Below are 17248 nucleotides of genomic sequence, written 5' to 3'. Positions count from 1 at the left end.
ACGAACACAACAATCAGTCAGCCAAACGCCAGGTCGTGCCGCCCTTGCCGTCTTCCAGAACCACGCCCATGGCGGTGAGCTGGTCGCGGATGCGGTCGGATTCGGCCCAGTCTTTACCCGCACGAGCGGCCAGACGCGCCGCAATCAGCGCATCCACCTCAGCCGCATCAACCCGCCCTTCAGCACCGGCCTGCAGGAAGTCATCCGCCTCAAGCTGCAACACACCCAACACACTGGCCAGTTCCTTCAAGCGCGCCGCCAAACCGGCCGCTGCATCAAGATCGCTCTCGCGCAGACGGTTGATCTCGCGCACCATCTCGAACAGCACCGCGCAGGCTTCCGGCGTGCCGAAATCGTCGTTCATCACCTGGGTGAAACGCTCGACGAACGCTTCGCCGCCAGCAGGCGCCACGTTCGGCAGGCCTTTCAACGCGTGGTAGAAACGCTCGAGTGCGCCTTTGGCGTCCTTGAGGTTGTCTTCCGAATAGTTGATCGCGCTGCGGTAGTGGCTCGACACCAGCAGGTAACGCACGACTTCCGGGTGGTACTTTTCCAGCACGTCGCGAATGGTGAAGAAGTTGTTCAAGGACTTGGACATCTTTTCGCCATTGATGCGAATCATGCCGCAATGCATCCACGCGTTGGCGTAGGTCTTGCCGGTGGCCGCTTCACTCTGGGCGATTTCGTTTTCGTGGTGCGGGAACTCGAGGTCGCTGCCGCCGCCATGAATGTCGAAGGTCTCGCCGAGGCAGCAGGTCGACATCACCGAGCACTCGATGTGCCAGCCCGGACGACCGTCGCCCCACGGCGATGCCCAGCTTGGTTCACCCGGCTTGGCGGCTTTCCACAGCACGAAGTCCAGCGGGTCCTGTTTCGACTCGTCGACTTCGATCCGCGCGCCAATGCGCAGGTCTTCGATTTTCTTGCGCGACAGCTTGCCGTAGCCCATGAACTTGGCGACGCGGTAGTACACGTCGCCATTGCCCGGGGCGTAGGCGTAGCCCTTGTCGATCAGGGTCTGGATCATCGCGTGCATGCCGGCGATGTGGCCGGTGGCGCGCGGCTCCATGTCCGGCTTCTTGATGTTCAGGCGCGCTTCATCTTCGTGCATCGCCGCGATCATGCGCTCGGTCAGCGCTTCGAACGACTCGCCGTTTTCACGGGCGCGATTGATGATCTTGTCGTCGATGTCGGTGATGTTGCGCACGTAGGTCAGGTCGTAGCCGCTGAACCGCAACCAGCGGGTCACCAGGTCAAACGCGACCATGCTGCGGCCGTGGCCGAGGTGGCAGTAGTCGTACACGGTCATCCCGCAGACGTACATGCGCACCTTGTTGCCATCCAGCGGCTTGAAGACTTCTTTGCTCTTGGTGAGCGTGTTGTAGATCGTCAGCACTTGTCAGTTTCCTTGAATCACTGGCCCCACGAATCACGCAAGGTCACGGTACGGTTGAACACCGGAGCGCCCGGTTTCGAGTCCTTGATATCCGCGCAGAAGTAACCTTCGCGCTCGAACTGGAAACGGTCTTCCGGCTGTGCGTCGCCCAGCGAAGGCTCGGCACGACAACCTGTGAGAACTTGCAGCGAGTCAGGGTTGATGTTGTCCAGGAAACTGGCGCTGTCTTCGGCCTTCTCAGGGTTGGCCGAACGGAACAGGCGATCGTACAGACGCACTTCGCACTCGATGCTGGCTGCTGCCGGCACCCAATGCACCACGCCTTTGACCTTGCGGCCTTCAGGGTTCTTGCCCAGGGTTTCCGGATCATAGGAGCAACGCAGTTCGACGATGTTGCCCTCGGCGTCCTTGATCGCTTCGTCGGCACGAATCACGTAGCTGCCGCGCAGACGCACTTCGCCATTCGGTTCCAGGCGCTTGTAGCCTTTTGGCGGCTCTTCCATGAAGTCATCGCGGTCGATGTAGATTTCACGGGCGAACGGCAGCTTGCGCACGCCGAGTTCTTCTTTCTGCGGATGACGCGGCAGTTCGAGGTTTTCGACCTGGTCTTGCGGGTAGTTGGTGATCACCACCTTCAACGGACGCAGCACGCACATGGCGCGCGGAGCGTTCTGATCCAGGTCCTGACGGATGCTGAATTCAAGCATGCCGTAGTCGACCACGCCGTCGGAACGGTTGGTGCCGACCATCTCGCAGAAGTTACGGATCGACGCCGGGGTGTAGCCACGGCGGCGGAAGCCCGACAGCGTGGACATGCGCGGGTCGTCCCAGCCGAACACGTGCTTTTCATCAACCAGTTGCTTGAGCTTGCGCTTGCTGGTGATGGTGTAGTTCAGGTTCAGGCGGCTGAATTCGTACTGGCGCGGGTGCGCCGGTACTGGCAAGGCGTCCAGGAACCAGTCGTACAGCGGACGATGGCTTTCGAATTCCAGGGTGCAGATCGAGTGGGTGATGCCTTCGATGGCGTCCGACTGACCGTGGGTGAAGTCGTAGTTCGGGTAGATGCACCACTTGTCGCCGGTCTGGTGGTGATGCGCGTGACGGATGCGATACATGATCGGGTCGCGCAGGTTCATGTTCGGCGAGGCCATGTCGATCTTGGCCCGCAGCACGCGTGCGCCGTCCTGGAATTCGCCGGCCTTCATGCGGGCGAACCAGTCGAGGTTTTCTTCCACGGTACGGTCGCGGAACGGGCTGTTCTTGCCCGGCTCGGTCAGGGTGCCGCGGTATTCCTTGGCCTGCTCCGGGCTCAGGTCGTCAACGTAGGCCTTGCCGGCCTTGATCAGCTCAACGGCCCAGTCGTGCAACTGGTCGAAATACTGCGAGGCGTAGCGCACTTCGCCGGACCATTCGAAGCCCAGCCATTTGATGTCGCTTTCGATCGCGTCGATGTATTCCTGGTCTTCCTTGGCCGGGTTGGTGTCGTCGAAACGCAGGTGCGTGACGCCGCCGAATTCCTGGGCCAGGCCGAAGTTCACGCAAATCGACTTGGCGTGACCGATGTGCAGGTAGCCGTTGGGCTCAGGCGGGAAACGGGTGACGATCTGCGTGTGCTTACCCGAGTCCAGGTCCGCCTGGATGATCGGGCGCAGGAAATTGACCGGCACGGCAGGGCCGGTCTTGGAATTCGAGGTAGGTTCGACAGTGGGCTTGCTCATAGGATCCTTGGACGTACAAGTGCGCGGCCGGAGACGGGCCTGACAAAACAAAGGGGCCTATCATAGCCGATGCCGTCAAGTCGCTGACAGAGCGGGCCCGAAAACGGCTGCATTTAATCGGATGCACATGAAAAACAGCCTCGAAATTCCCGTCTGTCGCGCTAAACTGCGCACCTTGGCTGTTGCTGGCCAGACCGGTTGGGGGTTGTAACGCCCCGAAACCCACGAATTCCTAGAAAGAGTACCGATCATGACCCAAGTCAAACTGACCACCAACCATGGCGACATCGTCCTGGAACTGAACGCTGAAAAAGCCCCGATCACCGTGGCCAACTTCATCGAATACGTTAAAGCCGGTCACTACGAAAACACGGTTTTCCACCGCGTCATCGGTAACTTCATGATCCAGGGCGGCGGTTTCGAGCCAGGCATGAAAGAAAAGAAAGACAAGCGCCCAAGCATCCAGAACGAAGCCGACAACGGCCTGCCGAACGAGAAGTACAGCGTGGCCATGGCGCGCACCATGGAGCCGCATTCGGCGTCCGCCCAGTTCTTCATCAACGTGGCTGACAACAGCTTCCTCAACCACAGCGCCAAGACCACCCAGGGCTGGGGCTACGCGGTATTCGCCAAAGTGGTTGCCGGCACTGACGTTGTCGACAAGATCAAAGGTGTTTCCACCACCATGAAGTCCGGCCACCAGGACGTGCCAGCAGACGACGTGATCATCGAGAAAGCCGAGATCATTGAGTGATACTGCTGATTTCAGACTTACATCTGGAAGAGGAGCGCCCGGACATTACCCGGGCGTTTCTGGATTTGCTCGCCGGACGCGCCCGTTCGGCGAGTGCGTTGTACATCCTCGGCGATTTTTTTGAGGCGTGGATTGGCGACGATGCCATGACGCCGTTCCAGCGTTCCATCTGCCAGGCCCTGCGCGATCTCAGCGACAGCGGCACGGCAATTTTTCTGATGCACGGCAATCGCGACTTCATGCTTGGGCGGGCCTTTTGCAAACAGGCCGGTTGTACCTTGCTGAAGGACCCGAGTGTCGTGCAGTTCAACGGCGAGCCGGTGCTATTGATGCACGGCGACAGCCTGTGCACCCGCGACATTGGCTATATGAAGCTGCGTCGTTACCTGCGCAACCCGATCACCCTGTTCATCCTGCGGCATTTGCCCTTGGGCACCCGGCAGAAACTGGCGCGCAAACTGCGCAGCGAAAGCCGTGCCCAGACGCGGATGAAGGCCAATGACATCGTCGATGTCACCCCGGGCGAAGTGCCGCGGATCATGCAGGCCTACGGCGTGAAAACCTTGATCCATGGGCACACCCATCGCCCCGCTATCCACAAGTTGCAGATTGGCGAGCAGGCGGCCAAGCGCATTGTGTTGGGGGATTGGGATCGCCAGGGCTGGGCGTTGCAGGTGGATGAGCAAGGGTTTGCGTTGGCGCCGTTTGACTTTGGTCACCCGCGCCTGAGCCTCGAATGAGCCCCCTGTAGGAGCGAGGCTTGCCCGCGAAGGCGTCGTGTCAGTCAGCAAATGTGTCGCCTGATATGACGCCTTCGCGGGCAAGCCTCGCTCCTACAGGGGTGTGGCGGGGTCAGTGACCGCTGGCTGCAGGCCCGGCCTTCGCCGCGAACGGCGGTTTCGCCAGCCAGACGATCACGATAAGCCCCATGAACGCCCACCCCAGCAACGTGAAGTAATCCACGGTGGAGAGCATGTACGCCTGGCTGGTCAGCACATGATCCAGTTGCGCATACGCCGGATTGCCCGCCCCACCCAGGTTGTTCAACGCCTCCCGGGTCGCCGGCTCATACGTGGTGATGCTTTCACTCAAATACGCATGGTGCTGGTCCGCCCGGCGAATCCAGATCCAGGTGGTCAGCGATGCCGCAAAACTGCCGCCCAAGGTCCGCAGGAACGTGGCCAGCCCCGCGCCGTCGGCGATCTGGCTCGGTGGTAAGTCCGACATCAGAATGCTCAACGTCGGCATGAAGAACAGCGCCACACCAATCCCCATGAACAACTGCACCAGGGCGATGTGCTGGAAGTCCACTTCGTTGGTAAACCCGGCACGCATGAAGCAACTCAGGCCAATCGCCAGGAATGCCAGGCCGGCCAGCAGCCGCAGGTCGAATTTGTGCGCGTATTTGCCGACAAACGGCGACATCAATACCGGCAGAATCCCGATCGGTGCCACCGCCAACCCGGCCCACGTCGCCGTGTAGCCCATCTGGGTTTGCAGCCATTGCGGCAGGATCAGGTTGATGCCGAAGAACCCGGCGTATCCCAACACCAACACGATCGTGCCGATGCGAAAGTTTCGATAGGCAAACAGCCGCAGGTTGACCACCGGGTGTTTGTCGGTCATTTCCCAGATCACGAACACCGCCAGCGCAATCACCGAGATAGCGGCGCCAATGATGATGAAGTTCGATTCGAACCAGTCCAGGTCGTTGCCCTTGTCGAGAATCACCTGCAGCGCGCCAACGCCAATGATCAGCGTGATCAACCCCACGTAATCCATCGGCTGGTAACTGGTCACCACCGGGCGCGCCTTGAGCTGCGAACGCACCACCATCACCGCGAAAATCCCGATCGGCACGTTGATAAAGAAGATCCACGGCCAGCTGTAACTGTCGGTGATCCAGCCACCGAGAATCGGCCCGGCAATCGGCGCCACCACCGTGACCATCGCCAGCAACGCCAGGGCCATGCCGCGCCTGGCCGGTGGATAAACCGCGATCAGCAATGTTTGAGTCATCGGGTACAGCGGACCCGCCACCAGGCCTTGCAGCACACGGAAGCCGATCAGCTCGGGCATCGAGGTCGAGATACCGCAAAGGAACGAGGCAATTACGAAAAGGATGGTCGCCCACAGAAACAGCTTCACCTCACCGAAACGCCGGCTGAGCCAACCGGTCAGCGGCAACGCGATGGCGTTACTCACGGCGAACGAAGTGATCACCCAGGTGCCCTGCTCCGAACTCACGCCCAGGTTGCCCGAAATCGTCGGCAGCGCCACGTTGGCGATGGTGGTGTCGAGCACTTGCATGAAAGTCGCCAGCGACAGGCCAATGGTGCTGAGCAGCAGGCTGGGCGGCGTGAAAGACGCGTTATTGCTCATCGCGAATCCTTTGAAACCTGATGGGTGCCGCGCCGGTTACGGACGCAGCTGACCTTGTGGGAGCGAGCCTGCTCGCGATGGCGGATTAACATTCAGCATCTTTGTTGATTGATCCACCGCTATCGCGAGCAGGCTCGCTCCCACAGGGTCGGCGTGATAATCAGCGTTGCGCGGTCTTGCTGACCACGGCGCTGTTGTCGTGGATCAACTGAGCGATCATCGCGTCGGCCTCGGCCAACTGACGGTCATAGACGTTGGTGCTGAATGAAGCCTTTTGCGGCGGCTGTTGCGCCAGCACCGGGCCGCTCTGGTCGTGCAGGTTCACATCGACCTGAGTCGACAGGCCGACCCGCAACGGGTGCTTGGCCAGTTCTTCGGGGTTGATGTGAATCCGCACCGGCACGCGCTGGACGATCTTGATCCAGTTACCGGTGGCGTTCTGTGCCGGCAGCAGGGCAAACGCGCTGCCGGTACCGGCGCCGAGGCTGTCGATGGTGCCGCTGTACTTCACGCTGCTGCCGTACAGGTCGGCCTGGATGTCCACCGGTTGACCGATGCGCATGTCACGCAGCTGGGTTTCCTTGAAATTGGCGTCGATCCACAGCTGATCCAGTGGAATGACGGCCATCAGCGCCGTACCCGGCTGGACCCGTTGGCCCAGTTGCACCGAACGCTTGGCGACGTAACCGGTGACCGGCGCGATCAAGGTGCTGCGCGAGTTGTTCAGGTACGCCTGACGCAGTTGCGCGGCGGCGGCCATCACGTCCGGATGCGACGACACCACGGTGTCATCGACCAGCGCGCTGGTGGTCTTGAGTTGTTGCTTGGCGTTGGCCAAGGCGTTTTGCGCCGAGGTCAGGTCATCGCGAGCGTGGGACAGTTCTTCCTGGGAAATCGCCCCGCCGGCAGCCAGATTCTTCCGCCGATTGAAGTTGTCCTGAGCCTTCTGCACTTCAGCCTGCTGGGCGTTGACCTGGGCTTTCATGCCGTCGACGTTGCTGTACAAACCGCGAACCTGGCGCACGGTGCGCGCCAGCTGGGCCTGGGCATTTTGCAGACCGATTTCGGCGTCGTTCGGGTCGAAGTTGATCAGCACCTGGCCTTCGTGAACCAGGTCGCCATCGTCGGCACCGATGCTGACGACGGTGCCGGTGACCAGCGGGGTGATTTCCACCACGTTGCCGTTCACGTAGGCGTCGTCGGTGCTTTCATTCCAGCGACCGTAGAATTCGTGATAACCCCAGACGCCGATACCGGCGAGGATCACCACGATCGCGAGGACCACCAGCATCACTTTGCGTTTGCGCGGATTGCTGGTGTCGGGTGCGTTGTCAGGGTTTGAAGTTGTTTCGGCAGTGGCCATGACAGTTACCTTGAATTAGTGGGTCAGCGTGGCTGGGGTTGTCTTGGCGGCGGCCAGGGTTTCGCCCTGGAAGCCACCGCCCAGCGCCTGCATCAGTTGGATCGACAGGTCGATCTGCTCGGCATTCAGGTTGGCCAGCTGACGCTGGGCCTGGAGCAATTGCTGCTCGATGCTGAGCACGTCCAGGTAGTTGCCGATGCCGGAACCGTAGCGCTGGACCACGGTGTTGTATGAATCCTGGGCAATGTCGGTGGCGTGTTGCTGCGCCCCGATCTGCCGGCCGATGTCGCGCAACTGGTTGATGGTGTCGCTGACATCGCCCAAGGCTTTCACCAGGCTTTTGTTGTACTGCGCCACGGCGAGGTCGTAGTCGGCGTCGCGGGAATCCAGGTCGGCACGCAGGCGGCCGCCGTCGAAAATTGGTACCGAAATTGTCGGCGCGACATTGAAGAATCGACTCGCCGAACCGAACATCGCATCGCCCAGCAACGACTCGGCACCGGCAGCGGCGCTCAGGTTGAGGTTGGGATAGAACTGGGTTTTGCCGGCGTCGATGTTCTTGCTCGCTGCCTCGACCCGCCAGCGCGCGGCCACCAGGTCGGGACGACGACCGAGCAACTCGGCGGGCAGTACCGACGGCAATGCCACGGCGCTGGCCTGGAGGATTTTCGGTCGGGCGATTTCGTTGCCGCGATCCGGGCCTTTGCCCAGCAGCACGGCCAACGCGATTTTCGCGCTTTGCAGGCGTTTTTCGGCGTCGATCAGGCTGGCTTCGGAGGTGGCTTCGAGGCTTTCGGTTTGCTGGAACTGGTACTGGCTGTCGATGCCCGAGCTCAGGCGACGCTGGCTCAGGTCGAGCATTTGCCGGGTGCGCTTGAGGTCTTCACTGGCCAGGTCATAGACGATGTGCGCCTGACCCAGATCGCTGTAAGCGCGGGCGACATCGGCAGACAAGGTCAGCTGCGCGGCCTGCTGATCGACTTCAGCAGCGCGGGCCTGGCCCAACGCGGCTTCCCAGGCGTCACGCTGACCGCCCCAGAGGTCGAAGTTGTAATTGAAACTGGCGCCGATGTTACGCACGGTGGCGTACGCATCACCCTGGCCTCTCGGGTCTTGATCTTTGGCCAGGCGAGAACGGCTGATGCCAGCGCTGGCATCGAGAGTCGGCATCCGCGCGGCGTCGGCGGCATACGCGGCGGCGCTGGCCTGATGGGCGCGGGCGTCGGCAATTTGCATGTCGGGGCTGTCGTGCAGGGCTTCGCGGATCAGACCGTCGAGCTGCGGATCGCCGAGGCTTTTCCACCAATCGCTTTTCGGCCAGGCCGCTGGCGACAGGGTCACGCCGCTGAGGGATTGTCCGGCCTTGAGGTTTTTCGCTTCCAGGTTGACGCCTTCGGTGTTCAAGCCGCTGTAACTGGCGCAACCGGCCAGGCTCATGGCCAACAACACCGCACTCAGGCTGGTACGCAGGGTTTTGCTGCTCATTTGTCACCTACCCGCAGCAAGGTGATCGAGTCACCGGCTGCCACCAAGATTTTCTTCAGGATCTGTTCCAGGGTTGCCAGCTCTTCCGGGCTGATGGCGCCTGCCAGTTCATTCATGGCGTCGGCACCGATGTGCGGCAGGCGGTCAGCGAGCTTCTGCCCTTCTTCGGTCAGCACCAGCTGCACCTGACGGCGATCCGCCTCGGAACGTTGGCGGGCGAGGAAACCTTTCTGTTCCAGACGATCGAGCATGCGCGTCATCGAACCGCTGTCCAGGGACAGGTGCCGGCACAGTTCGGCCGGGGTATCGACGCCAAACTGGGCCATGATGATCAGCACCTTGAACTGCGCGGCGGTGATGCCGTGGGGTTCCATGTGGGTGTCGATGATCCGGTCCTTGAGCAGCGCGGCGCGCCCGAGCAAGAGGCCGAGATGGCAATTGTGGAATCCGTCTGGGGTGAAGTGTTTCATCGAGCCACCAATTAGCTGCCTAGGCAGTGAATGTATGACGAGATGTTACTGCCTAGGCAGCGAATGTCAACGTAATAGTTAGGTTGCTTGGTATTTAGGTGATAAATGGCTATGGATTTTTGGTGGATGCACTGCCGCCTTCGCGAGCAAGCCCGCTCCCACATTTGATTTGTGTACGCCGCAGATCAAATGTGGGAGCGGGCTTGCTCGCGAAAGGAGCGCCTCGGTTCTGGAGAGAGCGGAGTCTAGAAATCCCGCTTGTAGAAGATGTCGAGCGAGCTGGCGACGCCGCCCGCTGCTTCGAGGTAGACCTTCTTGCTCAGCTTGTAGCGCAAGGCAATCGTGTTGGCCGGCTCGAACACGCCCACGCCATAACGCAGGCTGAGTTTCTCGGAGATATTGCCGCTGGCGACCACGCTGGTGGCGTTGCCGCTACCTTCGGTATCGAGCTGGAAATCCTGAATCCCGAGGTTTTTCGCCAGGCCGCTGGTCACCCCCGAACTGCCCATCAAGCCCAACCCGAGCGCCGCCTGGGCGAGCATGTTGTTGTCTTCGCCGCTACTGGCCAACGGACGCCCCAGCACCAGATAGGACAATGCCTGCTCCTGGCTCATGGCCGGTTCGGAGAAGATTTGCGTGGTCGGCTGCTCGGCGCTGCCGCTCAGGCGAATGCCGGCGATGATGTCGTCGGTCTGGCGAATCGCTTCGATGTCCAGGTACGGCTGATCAATCGGCCCGGCAAACAGCAAGCGCGCCCGGCGCACCGTTAGCCGTTGACCGTAGGCGCGATAACGCCCGTCGTTGAGCCAGAGCTCGCCACGGGTGTCGAGGTTGTCGCCGATGTGCACATGGCCTTGCAGATTGGCGGTGAGGCCAAACCCGGCAAAGCTCAACTTGTCCTGCCCGACGACCACATCGATGTCCATCGCCATGGCCATCGGCGGTTTGCCCTCTTCGGTCTGCTGACCGACGATCACCGTGTCATCCGAAAGCTTGACCGTCGACGGCGGCAGCTCGCGCACGGTGATCTCGCCTTTGGGCACCAGCACTTTGCCGACGATCGCCAGTTTGTCGTCCTTCAGTGAAATCTTCAGGTCCGGCGCCACTTCCAGCTTGGCGTATGGCTCGACGGTGACCGGCAATTGCGAACCCTTGAGCGTCAGATCCACCACCAGTGCCTGACCCCAGGCGATATTGCCGTTCAGACTGCCCTGCCCGCTCTTGCCGCTTTTCCAGCCGCCGTCCACTTGAACGGTTTCGCCAGCAATCACCGCACGCAGTTGCAAGGCCTGAAGCTCCATCGGCAGTTCAGGCCCGGACACCTCGCCGTCGCTGAGCAGCAGATTGCCGTTGATTTGCGGCGCCATCAGCGTACCGGCAATCGTGCCGCTGCCATTCAAGCGTCCAGTGAGCTTCTCGACCATCGGCACAAACGGCCGCGCCACGGACAGGTCCAGGCCATTCAAGCGGAACGAACCGGTCAGCGGTTTGTTCGCCGGCAATGGATTGATCTGCGCCTGCACCCTCAGTTCGCCAAGCTTGCCACCGACGAAGTTGAGGTCGGTGTCGATGCGCTTGGGCGTGAGTTTGCTGGTGAGGATCAGGGTCTGGTACGGGAAGTCCAGCCACTGATCCTTTTCCTTCACGCGCAAGGTGCCGCCGCTGGCATCGATGCTGACCTGGCCGTTCGGGCCGCTGGCCGGCAGGTCCAGTTGCAGGTCGGCATTGAGCCGGCCCTTCCAGGCGAAATCCTTCGGCAACCATTGCGCCAGGCTGTCGATCGGGAATTGTTTGAGGTGGTAACGCAGCTTCGGCTCCGGCATCAGGCGCTGGTCTTCACCGCACAGGCTGGCCGTGCCGGAGGTCCAGCAATGGGCGCCAAAGTTGATCTTGCCGTCCGCCAGCCGTTCCAGCTTCGCCGGACCTTGCAGCTTCCAGTCCTGACCGCCGGCCTGGATATCGCCACTGGCCAGGCGTCCGCGCCAGTTGCCTTGGTCCAGACTGCCATCGAGGCCGAGCGCGAGTTTCAGCTTCGGTCCTTGCAGGTCGAGGGCAAGCTTCTGGTTTTTGATATCGCCCTGGCCACTGGCGGTCAGCGTGCCCAGCGACGTGTCACCGGCCTGAATCCCGCTGCCCTTGAGGTCGATCTTGGCCCGTTGCACGCTGTCGAGGGTGGCGTCGAGGTTCAGGCTTTGCAGGCGATTGTCGGCAAACGCCAGTTGCGTGCCTTGCAACCCGAGCTTGCCTTGCGGCGCCTTGAGCGTGCCGGCGACATCAATGCGGCCATTGAGCTGACCGCGCAATTGCGGCCAGAGCTGGGCCAGGCGCGACAGCTTGATATCGATCTGGCCGGCGAGTTTCTGTTGCAGGCTGCCCTTGCCGGTGATGCTGTTGTCGCCCAGGCGAATCTGCAACGCGTTGAGGTTCCATTGCTCGCCGGCGCCGTCAGCCTTGGCCTGGAGAACGGCGGGCTGGCCACGCAGTTTGCCCTTCAAATCCAGGTCGGCGCTGAGGCTGAGTTTCTCATTCTTGAACTCGCCTTTGCTGCGCAGCGGCCCGGCCAGGATGCCCGGCAGTTCCGCAACCCAGTACGCCGGGTTGATCGCCGACAGGTCCAGCGCGGTGTCCCAGGCGAGGCCATCGGCGAATTGCAGGTTCAGGTGCCCTTCGGCCTTGCCCTGCCCAGCCACCAGTTGAATTTGTTGCAGGTAGATTGTCGTCAGGTCGCCGCTGAACGGGCTGGTCAGGCTGAATGCGCCGGCCGGGCCATCGAGTGCGGCTTTGAAGTTGCCGATGTATTTGCCATCGGTGTAGGAGACTTCACCGTTGAAGCTGCGCAACGCCACTTCCGGCTCGTCGATCAGCGGATAGAGGCGATGCCATGGGAAATCCAGCCAATCGATTTTGGCATTGGCGCTGAGGCCTTTGCTCCAGTCGAGGTTACCGGTGAGCTTGAGGCTTTGCTTGTCGTTGGCCGTCAGATCGAGCGCGGCGATCTGTGCGCCGTTGGCGTCGACCTTGCCGTTCAGCATCAGCGCGACCGGGCCGGCTTCTGCGGGCAATGAAGCGGTGCCGTGCAATTGGTAGCCGTTTTTCAGGTCACCAACGCCGGTGAGTTCCAGTTGATTGAGTAGCAAAGTGTCCGGCAGATCGGCGCTGGCCTTGAAGCCGTCGGCGGTGATCCGCACTTTGGCCGGCAAGTTGTCCACCAGCGGTTGCAGTTCGCCGGTCAGTTTCCCGTTGAGGTAACCGCTGCTGTCCGCTTTCAGGTTCAGGGTTTTCAGCAAATCGCCGTCGACTTTCAAGGCCAGCGCCCAAGGCTCGGTGCCCGGCGCCGGCAGAGTCAGTTTGCCTTCAGCTTTCAGCGGCCAGTTGCCGCTCGGTTGCAGCAAGCCAGACAGATTCAGGCTCAGCTCGTCGCGCTGCAATTTCACCGAGTCGATCTGCAAACCGTTAACTGTCCAGTGTGCTGCCAGTTGCAGGCCCTTGAGTGCTTCGCTGCCGTTGAACAGCAGGCTGCCGACCTGGACGTCACCCAGTTCGATGGCCAGTGGCAATTTCAAATCCGGAAGCGTGATCGGCCCGCCGCTGTCCTCTTCTGTGCCGGGCGGGAATTGCAGGCTGACCTGATCAGCCTTGAGCTGTTCGATGCACAGGGTCATGCGCGTCAGGCACAACGGCGACCAGGCGAAAATGACTTTGTTCAGCTCAACCCGGCTGGTGTCCTGCTGCCACAGCACATGGTCGGCGCTCCACTGTCCGCCCAGCCGGCCCTGAAAGTTGTCCAGGGTCAAACCCGGCACAAACCCCAGCGCCCAGCGGCTGCCCGTCGCCGTACCGAGCACCGTGGCCACACTCAGGACGACCAGCATCAGCAGCGCCAGAATCGCCAGCAGCGTTATTTTCAAACCACGCTTCACAGCTCAGGCCCCATGGAAAAGTGCAATCGAATGCCGCCGTCGTCGTCCATCGCGTGGGCCAGGTACAGGCGAATCGGCCCCACTGGCGAGACCCAACGCACGCCGATACCGACGCCGGTCTTGAGGTTTGGCAGTTCAAGGGTATTAAAGGAGTTGCCCTGGTCGATGAAGGTCGCGACCCGCCATTTTTCAGCGACCGAGTATTGATACTCGACGCTGCCGGCGACCATGTAGCGGCCACCGATGCGGTCGCCCTCGGAGTTTTCCGGGGACAGGCTTTGGTAGTCGTAACCGCGCACGCTCTGATCGCCACCGGCGAAGAAGCGCAGCGACGGCGGCACCGATTTGTAGCCGTTGGTGGCGCTGCCGCCGACCTGCACACGACCGAGGAAGCGGTGTTTGTCGAAGACCGTGGTCAGGCCTTTCACCAGTGCCGTGCCGTAAATCAGATTGTTATCGGAACCCAAACCCTCTTTGGCGACTTTGGTCTCGAACGCCAGGCGATAGCCGTTGTGCGGGTCGATGCGGTTATCGCTTTTCAAGTAGGAATAGCTGACGCCCGGCATCAGTAAGGTGCTGAGCCCAGAGTCGTCGCCGAGCCGGTATTCCTCGCGCTGCCACTTCAGCGACACCACCCGCTGCCAGCCGCTGGGCAACTTGCTGTGCCACTCGGGACCGACGGTCAGCAGTTTGCTGAGGGAGTCCTTGTCGGCGATTTCTTCATTCTGGTAACCCCCGGCGAAGCGCAGTTTGTCGGTCAGCGGCGGGTCCAGGGGAATGTCGTAGAACACCCCGACGTTCTGCCGGGGCGCCGAGACTTCAGTCTCCCAGCCGTAGCTGTGCCCTTGGGGATTGACCCAGTGCCGGGTCCAGTTGGCCTTGACCCGTGGGCCGACGTCGGTGGAATAACCGAGCCCGAGGCCCATGGTCCGTGGTTTGCGGGTTTCGAGTTTAACCTCGACCGGGATCACATCGTTCTTCGCCGCGGTCGGTGCCGCGTCGACCCGCACACTTTCGAAATAGCCGCTCGATTGCATCGCCTGATTGAGTTCGGCGATCAGTTCGGAGTCGTAAGGCGCGCCTTGCTTGAACGGCACCATGCGTTTGAGCAAGTCTTCGTCGAACGGCGTGTCGCCCTCGAAACTGACCTTGCCCAGTGAATAACGCGGGCCGCTGTTGTAGATAAGTTCGATGTCGGCGACGCCAGCGCGGGGGTCGACCAACAGTTTCTGACTGGAAAAGTAGCCGCTGAAAAAACCGTAGCGCGAGGCCTGGTTCTGGATCAGTCGTTTGGCGTCTTCGTAATGGCCGTGGTTGAGCACGGCGCCGGTTTTCAGCGCATTGCTTTTGGGCACACGAAAGGCTTTGAGCGATGCGGCCGGTCCGTCGACGCGCACGATGACGTTGCGCAAATGGATCGGTTCGCCAGGATCAATGTTGAGGATCAGGCGCGGCGTCTTGCCGCCCTTCACGTCGGTGTCGATCTGCGGTTGGTAATACCCCAAGGCCTGGGCGGCCTTGCGCGCCTGTTCCTCGGCGCCACGACTGAAGCGCAACAAGGCTTCTTCATCTCGATCGCCGAGGCTGCCAATATAGCCCTCTATATTGGCCTTCAGTTCATCGTTGGACGGTTTGATCCGCACATCCAATTCACTTTGCGCCAGCGCCGTGCAGCTGGTAATCAGCATCAGCACGCCACTGGTAATTCTTCCTGGAAACTTCATAGGCGCGGATGCTATCACGAGCGTGGGAGCGTGATAGAGCCTGGCGTGCGCGGAAAGTTCGACCCTCTATGCGCTGGCGGTTTGCACCACCTGGGGATTGGCGTGGAAAAACACGTGCTCGCGGATCGGTCCTACGGCGACCTCGCCGATTTCCTCATAGCCCTGGCGTTTATAGAACGCCAGATAACGAGGATTCCCGGTATCGAGCACCACCCCCTGAGAATGCTCATCGACCGCGCACCAGTTGTGCACCGCTTGCAGCAGTTGTTCGCCGAAGTGCTTGCCCTGGAATTGCGGATGAATCCCCAGCAGCGGCAGCAAGTGCACCGAGTCGGACGGCACGCACGCCATCACGGCATCGTGGTATTCGAGGTAGCGGCGGGTGCAGCGAAAGCCGGTGCTGAGCACCATCCGCAAACGCCATGCCCAGCTTTCAGTGATGCCCAGGCGCCGTTGCGGCGGTGCGATCAGCGCAATGCCGATCAACCGGTCGTTGACCAGCAGGCCGATGGCGGGCAAGTCCTGCAGAAAATGCTGCTTGACCAGTTCGCGCACGGTGGCGCGCACCCGCTGTTCATAACCGGGGCGTTCAGCTTCGAACAGATAGCCGAAGGTCGGCTCGTGCCGGTAGGCCTGGTACAACAGGGAGCGGGCTTCGCGGGAGTAGCCACTGTCGAGCATGTGAATATCGGCGATGGCGGTCGAGGTTTCGGGCATAACGGTATTTCTCCCCGGGGCACAGCTCAAATGACTGCGCTCTTCTTGGTACGAGCCTATAAGCAGCGGCACAGTTCCTTGCTGATCCGAATCAGTGTTGCGGCTTGAGCCGTCATCGCGAGCAGGCTCGCTCCCACAAAGGTATAGACCAGACTGGCGATTTCAGGGTCCTTACAAAGATCCAGTGTGGGAGCGGGCTTGCTCGCGAAGAGGCCAGCACTGCCCATATAGATCTGACAGAACACAGTGAATCACCTCACCCCACACTGGCCCCATTCCTACATGTCAGCTAGCATCGCCCTTTTGCCAGGACTGCCGACCATGAAGATCGTCTCCTTCAACATCAACGGGCTGCGCGCTCGCCCGCATCAGCTGGCGGCGCTGATCGAGAAACACCAGCCAGACGTGATCGGCCTCCAGGAAACCAAGGTCCACGACGACCAGTTCCCGCTGGCCGAAGTCCAGGCGCTGGGCTATCACGTGTATTTCCATGGGCAAAAAGGCCATTACGGCGTCGCCCTGCTCTCGCGTAAAGAACCGCTGGCGCTGCACAAAGGTTTTGCCACCGATGAAGAAGACGCTCAGCGACGCTTCATCTGGGGCACGTTCGCCGACGCCAATGGCGTGCCGGTGACCATTATGAACGGCTATTTCCCACAGGGCGAAAGCCGCGATCACCCGACCAAGTTCCCGGCCAAGGAACGTTTTTACAGCGATCTGCAGCAATTGCTGGAAAGCCAGTTCAGCAACGACCAGCCAGTGGTAGTGATGGGCGACGTGAACATTTCCCCAGAAGACTGCGACATCGGTATCGGCCCGGACAACATGAAACGCTGGCTGAAAACCGGCAAGTGCAGCTTCCTGCCGGAGGAACGCGAGTGGATGGCGCGTTTGAAGAACTGGGGCCTGGTGGACAGCTTCCGCCACCTGAACCCGGACGTGGCCGACCGTTTCAGCTGGTTCGACTACCGCAGTCGCGGGTTTGAAGACGAACCCAAGCGTGGCCTGCGGATTGACCTGATCATGGCGTCCCACGGCTTGCTGCCACGGGTCAAGGATGCCGGCGTGGATTACGACCTGCGCGGAATGGAAAAACCATCGGATCATGCGCCGATCTGGCTCGAGTTGAGCTGATCCCTACAGACCTGCATATATCAAATGTGGGAGCGGGCTTGCTCGCGAAGGCGGTGGATCAGTCGACATCAACGTTGAATGATGAACCGCCTTCGCGAGCAAGTCGGATCGCCGCACCGCCGCTCCCACATTTGAAAACTGTCATCTTTCGGAAACCTTACTGACTTATTCTCCCGGCACTTCCT

General features: G+C 60.9%; 12 protein-coding genes. 3 read left to right on the top strand and 9 right to left on the bottom strand.

Going from position 1 to position 17248, the window contains the following annotated elements; translation table 11 throughout:
• Positions 1-13 precede the first annotated feature (13 nt).
• Both cysS and ACIPL2_RS21345 read right to left on the bottom strand, forming a co-directional pair.
• The gene (gene cysS, locus ACIPL2_RS21350; protein WP_401359347.1) at positions 14-1396 is read right to left on the bottom strand and encodes a cysteine--tRNA ligase; all 1383 of its coding nucleotides are present in this window, start codon (positions 1394-1396) and stop codon (positions 14-16) included.
• Between the two features lie 17 nt (positions 1397-1413).
• Positions 1414-3114, bottom strand: coding sequence for a glutamine--tRNA ligase/YqeY domain fusion protein (locus tag ACIPL2_RS21345; protein WP_401359345.1), 1701 nt, complete (start codon positions 3112-3114; stop codon positions 1414-1416).
• A 250-nt stretch (positions 3115-3364) separates the two neighbouring features.
• Here ACIPL2_RS21345 and ACIPL2_RS21340 point away from each other — a divergent pair, with 250 nt between their 5' ends.
• Both ACIPL2_RS21340 and lpxH read left to right on the top strand, forming a co-directional pair.
• Entirely contained in the window at positions 3365-3868 is a 504-nt protein-coding gene (locus tag ACIPL2_RS21340) for a peptidylprolyl isomerase (protein ID WP_401359343.1), read from the top strand.
• On the top strand, positions 3865-4608 hold the full coding sequence (gene lpxH / locus ACIPL2_RS21335; RefSeq protein WP_401359341.1) for a UDP-2,3-diacylglucosamine diphosphatase: 744 nt from the start codon (positions 3865-3867) through the stop codon (positions 4606-4608). The genes ACIPL2_RS21340 and lpxH overlap by 4 nt, the downstream gene beginning before the upstream one ends.
• Positions 4609-4720: 112 nt before the next feature.
• On the opposite strand, the gene ACIPL2_RS21330 is transcribed toward lpxH, so the two are convergent.
• From ACIPL2_RS21330 to ACIPL2_RS21300, 7 genes are all read right to left on the bottom strand, one after another.
• Positions 4721-6250, bottom strand: a complete 1530-nt coding sequence (locus tag ACIPL2_RS21330) for a DHA2 family efflux MFS transporter permease subunit (protein WP_401359339.1) — start codon at positions 6248-6250, stop codon at positions 4721-4723.
• A gap of 160 nt (positions 6251-6410) precedes the next feature.
• A complete protein-coding gene (locus ACIPL2_RS21325; RefSeq protein ID WP_401359337.1) occupies positions 6411-7613 on the bottom strand; it encodes an HlyD family efflux transporter periplasmic adaptor subunit in 1203 nt (400 codons plus the stop codon).
• Positions 7614-7628: 15 nt separating this feature from the next.
• Positions 7629-9098, bottom strand: coding sequence for an efflux transporter outer membrane subunit (locus tag ACIPL2_RS21320; protein ID WP_401359335.1), 1470 nt, complete (start codon positions 9096-9098; stop codon positions 7629-7631).
• Entirely contained in the window at positions 9095-9568 is a 474-nt protein-coding gene (locus ACIPL2_RS21315; protein WP_401359333.1) for a MarR family winged helix-turn-helix transcriptional regulator, read from the bottom strand. Before ACIPL2_RS21315 ends, ACIPL2_RS21320 begins: the two co-directional genes overlap by 4 nt.
• A gap of 245 nt (positions 9569-9813) precedes the next feature.
• Positions 9814-13488, bottom strand: a complete 3675-nt coding sequence (locus ACIPL2_RS21310) for a translocation/assembly module TamB domain-containing protein (RefSeq protein ID WP_401359331.1) — start codon at positions 13486-13488, stop codon at positions 9814-9816.
• Entirely contained in the window at positions 13485-15212 is a 1728-nt protein-coding gene (locus ACIPL2_RS21305) for an autotransporter assembly complex family protein (RefSeq protein WP_401359329.1), read from the bottom strand. The genes ACIPL2_RS21310 and ACIPL2_RS21305 overlap by 4 nt, the downstream gene beginning before the upstream one ends.
• 66 nt (positions 15213-15278) lie before the next feature.
• Positions 15279-15929, bottom strand: a complete 651-nt coding sequence (locus ACIPL2_RS21300; RefSeq protein ID WP_401359327.1) for a GNAT family N-acetyltransferase — start codon at positions 15927-15929, stop codon at positions 15279-15281.
• A 321-nt stretch (positions 15930-16250) separates the two neighbouring features.
• Between ACIPL2_RS21300 and xthA the strand changes: the two genes are divergently transcribed.
• The gene (gene xthA, locus ACIPL2_RS21295) at positions 16251-17063 is read left to right on the top strand and encodes an exodeoxyribonuclease III (RefSeq protein ID WP_027925073.1); all 813 of its coding nucleotides are present in this window, start codon (positions 16251-16253) and stop codon (positions 17061-17063) included.
• The last annotated feature ends 185 nt before the right edge of the window (positions 17064-17248 follow it).

This window comes from Pseudomonas sp. NPDC086251, from assembly GCF_044746405.1.
Lineage (GTDB): Bacteria > Pseudomonadota > Gammaproteobacteria > Pseudomonadales > Pseudomonadaceae > Aquipseudomonas.
The sequence above is the reverse complement of the archived record's forward strand: the minus strand, read 5'-3'. Positions and strand labels throughout refer to the sequence as shown.

What these genes read in the sequence shown, in the direction of transcription:
- ACIPL2_RS21320 (WP_401359335.1), bottom strand. Translation starts at nt 9,098, where the DNA reads ATGAGCAGCAAAACCCTGCGTACCAGCCTGAGTGCGGTGTTGTTGGCC.
- ACIPL2_RS21325 (WP_401359337.1), bottom strand. Translation starts at nt 7,613, where the DNA reads ATGGCCACTGCCGAAACAACTTCAAACCCTGACAACGCACCCGACACC.
- ACIPL2_RS21330 (WP_401359339.1), bottom strand. Translation starts at nt 6,250, where the DNA reads ATGAGCAATAACGCGTCTTTCACGCCGCCCAGCCTGCTGCTCAGCACC.
- ACIPL2_RS21340 (WP_401359343.1), top strand. Translation starts at nt 3,365, where the DNA reads ATGACCCAAGTCAAACTGACCACCAACCATGGCGACATCGTCCTGGAA.
- ACIPL2_RS21300 (WP_401359327.1), bottom strand. Translation starts at nt 15,929, where the DNA reads ATGCCCGAAACCTCGACCGCCATCGCCGATATTCACATGCTCGACAGT.
- ACIPL2_RS21315 (WP_401359333.1), bottom strand. Translation starts at nt 9,568, where the DNA reads ATGAAACACTTCACCCCAGACGGATTCCACAATTGCCATCTCGGCCTC.
- xthA (WP_027925073.1), top strand. Translation starts at nt 16,251, where the DNA reads ATGAAGATCGTCTCCTTCAACATCAACGGGCTGCGCGCTCGCCCGCAT.
- ACIPL2_RS21305 (WP_401359329.1), bottom strand. Translation starts at nt 15,212, where the DNA reads ATGAAGTTTCCAGGAAGAATTACCAGTGGCGTGCTGATGCTGATTACC.
- ACIPL2_RS21345 (WP_401359345.1), bottom strand. Translation starts at nt 3,114, where the DNA reads ATGAGCAAGCCCACTGTCGAACCTACCTCGAATTCCAAGACCGGCCCT.